At 67.7% G+C, this 11,003-nt stretch carries 11 protein-coding genes and 1 pseudogene; 6 read left to right on the forward strand and 6 right to left on the reverse strand.

Going from position 1 to position 11,003, the window contains the following annotated elements:
* The first annotated feature begins 111 nt into the window (after positions 1-111).
* The 3 genes from ACZ69I_RS09015 to ACZ69I_RS09025 all read left to right on the forward strand — a co-directional run bounded on the left by ACZ69I_RS09015 (position 112) and on the right by ACZ69I_RS09025 (position 1,967).
* Positions 112-609, forward strand: coding sequence for a winged helix-turn-helix transcriptional regulator (locus ACZ69I_RS09015; protein WP_470831130.1), 498 nt, complete (start codon positions 112-114; stop codon positions 607-609).
* A gap of 94 nt (positions 610-703) precedes the next feature.
* A complete protein-coding gene (locus tag ACZ69I_RS09020) occupies positions 704-1,552 on the forward strand; it encodes an alpha/beta fold hydrolase (RefSeq protein WP_470831132.1) in 849 nt (282 codons plus the stop codon).
* A gap of 16 nt (positions 1,553-1,568) precedes the next feature.
* The gene (locus ACZ69I_RS09025; protein WP_470831133.1) at positions 1,569-1,967 is read left to right on the forward strand and encodes a nuclear transport factor 2 family protein; all 399 of its coding nucleotides are present in this window, start codon (positions 1,569-1,571) and stop codon (positions 1,965-1,967) included.
* Between the two features lie 357 nt (positions 1,968-2,324).
* Here ACZ69I_RS09025 and ACZ69I_RS09030 read toward each other — a convergent pair whose 3' ends face one another.
* Positions 2,325-3,197 (reverse strand): helix-turn-helix domain-containing protein, encoded by an 873-nt coding sequence (locus ACZ69I_RS09030; protein WP_470831134.1) that lies wholly within the window; start codon positions 3,195-3,197, stop codon positions 2,325-2,327.
* Positions 3,198-3,344: 147 nt separating this feature from the next.
* Between ACZ69I_RS09030 and ACZ69I_RS09035 the strand changes: the two genes are divergently transcribed.
* Positions 3,345-4,232, forward strand: coding sequence for an alpha/beta hydrolase (locus ACZ69I_RS09035; RefSeq protein ID WP_470831135.1), 888 nt, complete (start codon positions 3,345-3,347; stop codon positions 4,230-4,232).
* A 138-nt stretch (positions 4,233-4,370) separates the two neighbouring features.
* Here ACZ69I_RS09035 and ACZ69I_RS09040 read toward each other — a convergent pair whose 3' ends face one another.
* The 4 genes and pseudogenes from ACZ69I_RS09040 to ACZ69I_RS09055 all read right to left on the reverse strand — a co-directional run bounded on the left by ACZ69I_RS09040 (position 4,371) and on the right by ACZ69I_RS09055 (position 6,915).
* Positions 4,371-4,949 (reverse strand): pentapeptide repeat-containing protein, encoded by a 579-nt coding sequence (locus ACZ69I_RS09040; protein WP_470831136.1) that lies wholly within the window; start codon positions 4,947-4,949, stop codon positions 4,371-4,373.
* Positions 4,950-5,439: 490 nt separating this feature from the next.
* Positions 5,440-5,715: pseudogene (locus ACZ69I_RS09045) on the reverse strand (transposase family protein); the annotation flags it as partial.
* A gap of 73 nt (positions 5,716-5,788) precedes the next feature.
* Complete coding sequence (locus ACZ69I_RS09050; RefSeq protein ID WP_470831137.1) at positions 5,789-6,454, reverse strand: hypothetical protein; 666 nt, start codon at positions 6,452-6,454, stop codon at positions 5,789-5,791.
* On the reverse strand, positions 6,451-6,915 hold the full coding sequence (locus ACZ69I_RS09055; RefSeq protein ID WP_470831576.1) for a DUF2199 domain-containing protein: 465 nt from the start codon (positions 6,913-6,915) through the stop codon (positions 6,451-6,453). Before ACZ69I_RS09055 ends, ACZ69I_RS09050 begins: the two co-directional genes overlap by 4 nt.
* Positions 6,916-7,456: 541 nt before the next feature.
* Between ACZ69I_RS09055 and ACZ69I_RS09060 the strand changes: the two genes are divergently transcribed.
* A complete protein-coding gene (locus ACZ69I_RS09060; RefSeq protein ID WP_470831139.1) occupies positions 7,457-8,146 on the forward strand; it encodes an MmyB family transcriptional regulator in 690 nt (229 codons plus the stop codon).
* A 433-nt stretch (positions 8,147-8,579) separates the two neighbouring features.
* The gene (locus tag ACZ69I_RS09065; RefSeq protein ID WP_470831140.1) at positions 8,580-9,875 is read left to right on the forward strand and encodes a MalY/PatB family protein; all 1,296 of its coding nucleotides are present in this window, start codon (positions 8,580-8,582) and stop codon (positions 9,873-9,875) included.
* A gap of 62 nt (positions 9,876-9,937) precedes the next feature.
* Here ACZ69I_RS09065 and ACZ69I_RS09070 read toward each other — a convergent pair whose 3' ends face one another.
* A complete protein-coding gene (locus ACZ69I_RS09070) occupies positions 9,938-10,651 on the reverse strand; it encodes a GNAT family N-acetyltransferase (RefSeq protein ID WP_470831141.1) in 714 nt (237 codons plus the stop codon).
* Positions 10,652-11,003 lie beyond the last annotated feature (352 nt).

Genomic DNA, 11,003 nt, shown 5'->3' on the forward strand with positions numbered 1-11,003 from the left:
TCGCCGCGAACCGCTGGGTAGCGGCCGATGCCAGGCGGGCGTCGCAGGTAGTAACGTTGTGGTACTAGTTCTACTTTGAGACCACATTGGGGCCATCACAGAGGAGAAGCTGTGTCCGACAACAGGAGCCGCGTCAACTTCCAACACGGGCAGGAGTTCCTGGCCGCGATCTCCGAACGCTGGAACTACCAGATCCTCAGGGAGGTGTTCTTCGGCGTTGGGCGCTTCGGTGAACTCAAGCGGAATCTGGGAATCTCGGCGAGCATCCTCACCGCACGGCTCAACAGTCTGACCGAACTGGGCCTGCTCACCAAGCGCGCCTACCGATCCGACAAGCCGTGGTACGAGTACACGCTCACCGACAGCGCCCGTGAACTCGTCGTCCCCGCCATCGCGGCCGTCACACGCTGGGCTGAAACGCATGCGACCGATACCGATGTCACGCATCACCCACTGATGCACACGACCTGCGGCAACCCCACCAACCCGTATCTCGCGTGCAGCAGCTGCCATCAGCCGGTCGACGCCTCGACCCTGTATCCGACCACCGCCGGGGAGGGCGGTGCCGGTCGGCAGGGCGGGTCGGCCCCCGCGGCGCCGGGCGACTGAGCTCCCGATCCGGAACTGGGTAGTAGCGTTATGGAACTAGTAGCTTTACAGTACTACTTACTGAACGTCTCTCAGATTACGGAGAGGAGCGATCATGACCACGAATTGGCTCGAAGGGGTTGCCGAGAAACTGATCCCCACGTCACTGGGCCTGATCAACGTGCGCGTCGGCGGCCGTTGTGACGGCCCCGCCCTGGTGTGCTGGCCGAGCCTGATGATGGACGGCACCATGTGGCAGTACCAGTACGAGCACTTCGCCCCCACGCACCGCGTCGTGCTCATCGACAGCCCCGGACACGGCAGGTCCGACGCGCTACGCAAGATCATCGACCTCAAGGACTGTTCCGACACGCTCGTCGAGATCCTCGACGCGCTCGAAATCGACAAGTGCGTCCTGGTGGGCAACAGTTGGGGCGGCATGCTCGCCGGCGTCTTCCCGGCCTACTACCCGCAGCGGACCGCCGCGGCGGTCGGTATCAACTGCACCGCCTCGCTGCCCACGACCTTCGAGAGCATCTGGGCCGGCGCGCTGTCCGCCTTCCTCTCGCTGCACGCGAAGATGCCGCCGCTGGCCGCCAAGGCTGCCAGGGCCGCGTTCACCGGCCCCACTGCCGAGGCCGGCAACCCGGAGTTCGTGGAATTCACCAAGTCCGTTCTGCGGGACGACCCGAAGTCGGTGGCATGGGCACTGCGCAGCATCCTCATAGGACGCAAGGATGAGCACCGCCGCCTCAACACCATCAGGAACGTGCCCGTCCTGATCATCGCCGGTGAGGAGGACAGCCAGTTCCCGGTGCACGTGGTGCGGAAGATGGCGGATGCCATCGAGGGGAGCACCTTCCGCGTGCTCCAGCACACCGCGCACCTCGCCGCTCGCGAGAACCCCGAAGGCGTCAACGCCGAGATCGGCGCCTTCCTGGCCTCCCTGCCCGCAGCGGCCTGATCGGGAGACCTACGCCATGACAAACACCGCACACGCGACGGCCGTACCCGACTGGGTCCTGAAGTTCATGGCCGCCATTGACACCCTGGAGTTCGGGGAGGGTTTCGCGCCGCTGACCGAGGACACCGACATGTTCTTCGGCACCGAGCACATCCACGGCGTCGAGGCCATCAAGGCGTTCTTCGTCAGGATCGACGCGCCACTGAACATCACCCACGAGGTCCTGGAGTACTGGACCGCGGGCGACGGCGTCCGCCTGCTGCGCGGCGAGGCCACCATGTCCAAGAAGAGCGCGCCGCACCAGGAGCTGCGCGCCCCGTTCATGCACATCTTCGCTCTCGACCAAGAAGATCCGGCCCGCGTCCGCACACTCCGCATCACCGCGGGCCCGCTTCGGACCGACGCCGTGATGTGACCCATTCCGGGGCCCGACCCGGCGAGACGTTTCTGATCTACACCCCCTGCGGGGATACCGGGCTCATCGACCTGAACGACGCCCACGCCCTGGCGTACAAACCCATGCAACCGGGTGTGAGCCTCCAAAAGCACTCACCGGCACGCACTTCCTTCCTCTACCTGTCGAGCCTTCCTGCGGATTCGAAGAACCGAAGGCTGCTGATCAACCAGCCCCTGTGTCGCCCGGGCCCTTGCGCGTCTCCTCCAGCGCGCTGCCCGCTGATGCACCCATGCCGAGGCCCGATACCCCCATTGGGCCGCGTACCGAAAGTGGCGACGGTTCGCTGCTCCTCGAAAAGATCAGTCGCAGTGATGCTCATGAAGGTTGCGGACTCTGGGCCGTGCCGTGGGCCAAATCGGCCAGGCGTTCCGCGTCTGGAGTGCCAGGATTGGCTGACCAGAGCACGAGTTGCTGTTCTGGGGCACCGGCGTAGCGGAAGGTGTCCCAGTCGAGGACGAGTTCGCCGACGGTGGGGTGGGCGATGCGTTTGCTGCCGAAGTCCTGGTGTGCGACGCGGTGCTCGGCCCACCAGACCCGGAATTGCTGATCGGCAACGGCCAGCTCGCCCACCAGAGCTGTGAGGGCTGGATCGGTCGGATTCGTTCCGGCTTCCATCCGCAGGACTTCGACGCATGTGCGGGCCACGTCTTCCCACTCCGGGTAGATTTCGCGCATCACCGGGTCGGTGAAGACCATGCGGACGTAGTTGCGCTCGGGCTCGGGCACAGCCGCGAAGTCGCACAGCAGCTGTGCTGCCAGCGGGTTCCACGCGAGGATGTCAAGGCGCGGGCCGAAAACGATGGCGGGTGTACTGGTGAGCTGGCCCAGCAGCCGGGTCAGGTGCGGGTGCACTTGAGGGCGAGGGGACCGGCGCGGCGTTTTGCGGTGACCGGCCCGCGCGGCCTGTTCGACCAGCCCTTCCACGTATGTCCGCTGGTCGCCGTCCAGCCGTAGCTCCCGCGAGAGGGATTCGAGCACCGGCGGCGACGGTGCCAGCCGGCCCTGCTCGATGCGTACGTAGTAGTCGGTACTGATCGCGGCGAGCTCAGCCACTTCCTCGCGGCGCAGCCCCCGCACACGGCGCTGGGTGTGGGTGCGCTCAGGAAGCCCGACCTGCGCCGGTGTGAGCTCACCACGGCGATGCTTGAGGAACTCACCGAGCTCACGAAGGTGTGCGGAATCAGTCATTCCTTCAGCATGGCCCCGGGGGGAAAGCTCTGCCTGGGAGAGATCCTTCCCAGGAAGGATCTCGACCTTCCCGGCCCCCGCCGTCGGCCGGACAGTGGGTACAGGCCCGCAGATCGCCGGCCAGCAGTGATCCCTCAGGAGCAGAAGATGAGGACTGACGTCCGCTTCCCGACCAACGGCCTGCAGCTCGCCGGCCACCTCTACCTTCCCGAGGAAGGCGACGGCCCGCTCGCCGCCATCGTCGTCGGCCACCAGACGACCGGGGTTAAGGAGCAGTCACCGGCGGTGTACGCCACACGCCTGGTCAAGGAAGGGTTCGCCGTCCTGACCTTCGATGCAGCCTTCCAGGGCGAGTCCGAAGGCGCGCCCCGCGGCCTGGAGGACCCCTTCCAGCGCGCCGAGGACTTCCGCGCGGCGGTCTCCTACCTCACCACGCGTCGCGAGATCGATCCGGAGCGCATCGGTGTGATGGGTGTGTGTGGCTCCGGCGCCTACGTGCCCTACGCCGCTCAGACCGACCACCGGATGAAGGCCGTGGCCGGCGTGTCCGGGACGGACGTTCCCAGCTTCTTCCGCGGCGCCGACCCCGAGGGCTGGCAGCAGATGGTGGCGAGCTCCGGGAACCTCCGCAGCGCCGAGGCCGCCGGTGAGCCCGCGGCGACGTTCGCCGTGCTGCCAGAGACGGTCGACGCCGACACCTCCGCCCCGACGGCCGAGTTCGTCGACTACTACAAGACGCCCCGCGGCAGGCACCCGCGCTCCACGGGAGACCTGGTCGTGCGCAGCGCGGACCTTCTCGACCAGTTCGACTCCTTCGCCGACGTCGCCAAGATCGCGCCTCGCCCACTGCTCATGATCGCCGGTACCGAGGCGGTGACCCGCGGGTTCTCCGAGAAGGCCGTCGCCGACAGCCCCGGCAACGCCGAGCTGTTCCTTGTCGACGGCGCCACCCACGTCGACCTGTACGACCGCGATGAGTACGTGGCTCCTGCCGTCGCCAGGCTGGTCGAGTTCTTCAGCAAGCACCTCGCCTGAGCTGGCGAGCCTGTGTGGGCAAGGGGCGGGAGGGTGCTGCTCTCCCGAAGGAGCGCGCCCAACTGATTCAGAACTTGGTCGATGCGTCCGTCTTCGCCGCCTTCCGGATTGCCTCCGGTGTCATCCCCGTCACGCCGGTCAAGTCCGCGCCGCGGAGGTCGGATCGTCCAAGTCCGCTCCGGTCAGATTCGCGAACCTCAAGGACGTGCCCTTCAGATGCGCGCTTGACAGGATCGCACCGGCCAGGTTCGCACTGGTCAGGTTCGTGTAGGTCGCCTTCGCGTAGGCCAGGTTCGCCTTGCTCAGGTTCGCGGTGTAAAGGTTCATGCCGGTCAGGTCTGCATTCGTCAGCTGGCTGCCCGGGATACGGGACGCGTGCAGGTCAGTGAAGACGGATCGGTGGACGTGGGGCAGCCGGGCCAGGACGGTCAGAGCGGCCTGGACGTCGGTGTCAGGTTCTGAGGGCAGTTTGCCGGCCGGTATGGAAGGGCCTGGATCGTGATCGCGGACGAACGCGGCCAGCACGTCAGTGATCGTGACCAGGTCTCGTGACGAATCGCGGGCGATGCGTTCCAAGGCGTAGAGGGCGCTGGTGCGAACGTCGCGTCCGGGTGAACCGAGTTGTTCCGCGGCCCGGGTGTACCGGTCGGTGATCTGGCCTTCCCTGGCCGTCCGCAGCTCGTTCTGGGCGGTCTGGTATGCCAGCCCGGTAGCCACCAGACCTGCCGCGGTGAACAGGACGCTGAACTAGATGCCTGCGCTGTTGAACCACTGGTGACGGCTCTGTCGACGGCGCTCGCGCTCATCGGCTTCGCGTTCTCGTTCCTGCTGAAGTAGCTCCAGTCGACGATCGGGGGGCAGGGCGTCGAGTTCCTCCTGGGTAGGTTCGGTGATCCGGACCCGACGCGGCCCTGCTGGAGTGGTCCCCGCAGTACGCCCTGGGTTCCTGGTCGACGCCGCCGGGTCGGCCGGATCATCGTCCGCATCCGCAGGGTTCAGGGGGCTGCTCACCTTCGGCACGATACGGCCGGCTCTGATCGTGTGACACCCCGTTGCAGACGCCCAGTCACTTCACCTCGGTGGCCCTGGCTTTGGTTCTGGCGAGGCGACACGACTCGATGCCAGTCCTTCCAAAGGAGCCGCACCCGAAGGGTTTTGCACAAGGCCGTGTTCGGGCAGGTCAGAGCTTGTGAAGACGGTTCTCTGGTCATGATGCGAGGGCGAGGTTGTGCATCCGGGCGACGGCGTGGTGGAGGCCGTCGCCGGGCGGCCGGCAGTCGCGGAGGATCTCGTAGTTCTTCATCCGGCCGATCACGTGCTCGACACGGGCGCGGACCGTACGGTGCGCGGCGTTGTCGTCCTCTTCGCCCGGCTGCAGGGCCCGTCGGGGGCATTTGCGGTACGGGGTGACCATGCCGCAGTTGAGGTAGGCGCCGTCGGCCAGGACGGTCACGCCCCGGCAATGCGCGGCCAGGCCGGGCGCCCCTCCGGCCTACGGTACTGAGCATCTACTTGGCCCGACTGGCCAAGTAGATGCTCAGGCTCGCGCCTGCGTGTCAGCCGCCGTGAAGACCCCACTCGTCGAGGCCCTCGTAGATGTGCGCTTCAAGGCACTGCGGGGCATCGAGCCCCACGGCCTCGCCCCTGTACAGGGCGACGAGCGAGTCCTTGCCCCGCCACCAGGTGTCGATCACGCCCTGTACTTCAGACACCGGCTCGTAACCGCCCAGGTCCAGTGCCGCGGCGGCCTTGCCTGTAAGCCGCGTGACGGTCTTGGCCCAGCGGCGGGCATGCGCGGCGAGCGCCATGGACTCCACCCATCCGTCCGTGCTCGCGTGCAGGGGCGTCCAGTGGTGTCCATCGATCCCGAACGCACCGTCGGGGCCGATCATGAATCCGTCGGCCATGGACACGCGGCAGACCCCCGCCCCGAAGGACCAGCCCTCGGCGGCCGGTCCTTCGGGGCGGCCGACGTCCAGGATGCGCGGGCCGCCCTCGTAGAAAGGGGCCGGTGGAAGGGCGAGGCCGCCCCAACGGTCCTGAAAGTTGGCAGCCCGTTCGATCTCCGCGGCAGGGATGCCGTCCCCACTCCATGCGTAGCGGTGGTGCCGGATGTCCTGCCGAGGCAGACGGATGCCGTCTGCCTCAATGAACCATCGGGCCCGGCGGCTCAGACCGTCGGGCCCGACCGGGATGGGCGATACAGGGTCGTCAGCCGTCACTGCTGCTCACCGCCGCCAAAGTGGAGCACAGTTGCCGCGATCTCCCGCACACGGTCCAGGGTGATCCCCGTGCGCTGTTCGACGGCGAGGGGATGCTCAGTGGGCTCCAGCTCGACGAAGGGACGCCCGCCGACCGGGCGGGTGTGCACGCGCGTCTTCAGGTTGAGGGTCGTGGCCGGGTAGACCGGCAGCTCGGTGGTGAGCCAGCCGAAGTATGGTCCCTCGGCCTCGCGACCGGGGGTGTCCCACAGATCCGTAGCCCGGGAGAAGCTCTCGCGGCTCAGCGAGGCCCACACGCCCCAGGAGAACACCTCGTCACTGCCGATGACCGGTATGTCGATCATGCCCTTGACGAAGTAGTGCTGCCCGTGGATCACGCACTGGTCCGAGGAAAGGTGGCAGTCATCGGCGTCGGCGAACGCCGGATTCCACACCGCCGGCGCCTCGGCCGTGTAGTTCATCGGCAGCTCAGGGTGGTGGGCTCCGCAGCATGTACAGGTGAAGCCGACATCGCTGGTCATGACGGTGAAGCCTAGTAAGACGCTTCCGGACCACGGCGGGCGGCCACCCCTCCCGCACCGCTGTGCCGAGACACGATAGTTGGAACCAGGGTGGTGTGCTGACCTGGCGGTTCTGACCCTGCGGGACACGTTTGTTGGAACCGTCTGGTCACGCTTCTTGCAATCTGCGGTGGATTGCCATTCATGTTGGAACCAGTTCCGAACATCCCGGGCCCGCGGGGTCTGCAGCCACTCCCCTGAGAAGCATGGATCCGAGCGAGCGCATACGCAGGGCAGCGGGTACGACAGGGGCGACAGCGGTTCAGCCGTTGTGGTCACACCGCGCCGCTTGGGACCAACTTCTCGCCCCGGTATCCGCATAGAGACCGGCCGGCGTCGGCCTGGCCCTAGGCGAGGGCTGGACCGAGCGGTGGACGGTGACGTGGAAGACCAGCGGTGACCAGGGCTCGAACAGGGCCCGTCCCGCGGCGCCTCGGCCGAGGTGCTCGACGCCGTCGGCCGGGCTCTGCAACCGGGAGGCCACGAGCGCGAACACCTCGCGCGGCTCGCGGGCGCCTCACGCCGTACGCCCCGGACCCGTCGGCCTCGGCCGGAGAAGGTCGCTGACGAGACGCGGGACCTGATGCGCGCGCTGGAGGGTGTTCCGGCACTCGTTCTCGGCCGGCGCACCGATGCGCTCGCCTGGAACGACCTGGGCCATGGGCTGCTCGCCGGACACCTGGACCCGCTCGCCCCGCGGGACCCGTCCCGCCGCCCGAACATGAGCCGGATGCTGTTCCTCGATCCGCACTGCCGTGAGCTCTACCGGGACTGGAACCGCAAGGCCCGCGCGGTCGTGGGAAACCCGCGCACGGCAGTGGGCCTGCACCCGGACGATCCGCTCCTCGCGGGGCTGATCGGCGAGTTGACGATGAAGAGCCCTGAGTTCGTCGCGCTGTGGCGGGACCACCGTGTGTCGCCCTGCGACGCGGCGTCCTACGAGCTGCGGCATCCGGCCGTCGGATCACTGACGGTGACGCAACAGACCCTCGCCCTCGTCCGTTCGCCGGAACAGACCCTCATTGTGTGTACGACACCCGCCGGGTCCTCATCGGAGACCGCTCTCACCCTGCTCCGGAAGCTCACCGAGCCGGTCGGTCGGTCCACGGCCCTTGCCAGAAGGGGGAGTTGACGACACGCGTATGGTGGTGAGGAATCGCATCAGCGCCCGCCCCGGGCTGTGAACCGGGCGGCCGAACGGGGGAAGAAAGGTGCGTGCCCGATGACGGTCGGGCTCCTCTCCACGATTGCCGCTGTGTTCTACGGGAGCACGGTCTCGATCCTCGCTCTGACTGCCACCTTCGCTCGGCGCCGCACCCTGCGGAGTGAAGCGCGCAGCACTCTTGCCGTCCTGATTCCGGGGAGGACGGTGGAGTCGCAGCAGGTGGACCGTGCGGCCATGGGTCCACATACCTGAGCTGGATGACGAGCCCAGTGGTGCGGTGCTGCCGGCCGGAGCCTCGACGGGCACCGGCCGGCAGCACCCACCGACAAGCACCCCCTACTCTCGCGGGCTCCCGCGACACACGCACCGGCCCTTGCGCCGAGATCGAAATGACGGTCCAATGCTGAAGATGACCACTGTGGGTGGACGCGACTCAGCAGGTGCCGAGGGCGAGGCTCGGGAGTACCGGGAGTACCGGGAGTACCCGAATCCGCTGGAGGAGTTGACGCTCGAGCAGCTCCGTCGGCGCGCCAGCATGAAGTGGCGCACGCATCCGGCGGATGTCCTGCCGTTGTGGGTGGCGGAGATGGACGTCCCCCTCGCGCCCGCAGTCGCCGACGCGCTCCGTGAAGCCATCGCGGCAGGTGACACCGGGTATCCGGCCGGAACCGAGTTCGCCGAGTCGCTGGCCGCCTTCGCCGCTCGGCGGTGGAACTGGGACGGGGTGGACGTCGACCGTGTCGCCCTGATCCCGGACGTGATGATCGGCGCGGTCCAGATGCTGCGGCTGATCACCGATCCGGGCGACCCGGTGATCGTCAACTCCCCCGTGTACGCGCCCTTCTACGCCTTCATCACCCACGACGACCGCCGCGTCGTCGAAGCGCCGCTCGGGCAGAACCTGCGGATCGCTCCGGATACGTTGGAGGAGACGTTCCGGCGTACCCGCGAAGCGAACGGCACAGGCAGGATCGCCTACCTCCTCAGCAACCCCCACAACCCGACCGGCACGGTACACACGTATGAGGAGCTCGCCGTTGTGGCGGAACTCGCCCGGCGATACGGGGTCCGGGTCGTCGCCGACGAGATCCACGCACCGCTCGTCCTGCCCGGCGCACGGTTCACGCCCTACCTGACCGTGCCCGGTTCCGAAGACGCCTTCTCCCTCATGTCGGCGACCAAGGGCTGGAACCTCGCCGGGATCAAGGCGGCGCTCGCCGTCGCGGGGCCCGAGGCAGCCGCTGAGCTGCACCGGATGCCCGAGGAGGTCCACCACGGCGCCAGCCATCTCGGTGTCATCGCCCATACGGCGGCCTTCCGCCACGGGGACGAGTGGCTCGACGCGTTGCTGGCGGGGCTCGATACCAACCGAACGTTGCTCGGTCGGCTCGTCGCCGAACACCTTCCCGGGGTCGGGTACACCTGGCCCGAGGGTACGTTTCTGGCCTGGCTCGACTGCCGGTCCCTCGGCGTCGTCCCGGAACCGGAAGAAACCACCGCAGGTCTGGCCGTCGTCACGGACCTGGCCGGCCCCGCCCAGCTGTTCCTCGAACACGCAAAGGTAGCCCTTTCCTCGGGCCACATCTTCGGCACGGGCGGAGCCGGACACGTCCGCCTGAACTTCGCCACGTCCCGGTCCGTCCTCACCGAAGCGATCACCCGGATGGGACGCGCCGCCGCACTCCACGCGCGCTGACCGACCGCAATGGGGCCAGGGTCAACAGCGAGGATGCGGGCGTACCGGCATGCCGGTCGCTTTCACGGAGTGCGGAACCCGCGGAACGTCACATGCTTGCGCGCTTCGAAACCGAGCCGTTCGTAGAGCGCGATCGCGGCGGTGTTCGTCTCGGCGACATGGAGGAAGGGGCGCTCGTCCCGGGACATGACGCGGGCGGCGAGTTCACTGATCAGGTGTGCGGCGTACCCTCTCCCCCGCGCCTCCGGGGCCGTACAGACGGCACTGATCTCGGTCCAGCCCGGCGGCTTGAGCCGTTCGCCCACCATCGCCACCAACACGTCGTTCTCGCGAATGCCGAGATAGGTACCCAGTTCGTGGGTGCGCGGCCAGAACGGGCCCGGCTGGGTCCGCTCGACGAGGTCGAGCATCTCGGGCACGCTCTCCGAGCCCAGTTCGACCACCTTGCCGTCCGACTCCGCGCCGAAATCACCGGGCTCCCCGGCTCGGCGGCCATCGGGCCAGATCATCTGGCGACCTTCGAGGACGAAGACCGGCTCCCAGCCCGGCGGCGGGGTCGCCGGACAGCTGAACATGTCGGCGAACTCATCCGGGCCGAGCAACTGCGCCAGCTCCGCCCACTCCGCCGCGTCCGCGTCGGCGGACACCGAGGAAAAGGTGGCGACCCCCGGCAGGTAGGTGACGGCCCGGCCGAATCGACGGGCGAGATGCGCGTGAGAGCCGCGGAGTGACTCACCCACCGGGTCGTCGAGCGAGACGACGTCGCGGTCCACCATCTGTGCTGTGCCTTTCGTACCGTGCGCGGGAAGTCGACCGGCACGAGACACCCCACACCGACGACCCGTGTGGGACAGAACGGCTCAGCCACGGCCAGCTTGCAGGCGCAGTCTAATCGGACCGCGGAAAGCCTCTCCAGGGCCTCGGACGACCCGGGGGCGACGAAGGGCTCTCGTCGAGTGGATCTCGTCCATGGCCGTACCGAGTCTGTAGCGGTGGAGCGGTGGAGCACACACCTGGCAGCACTCGCGCACCGTCAACTGTCGCGCGACGCAATACCCCGAAAGTGCAGCCACGCCCGATCGAACGAGTTTGAGCAACCGCCTTCCAGCGCTCGCCCGCCCAATCTGC

This window comes from Streptomyces sp. NPDC036815 (assembly GCF_055609205.1).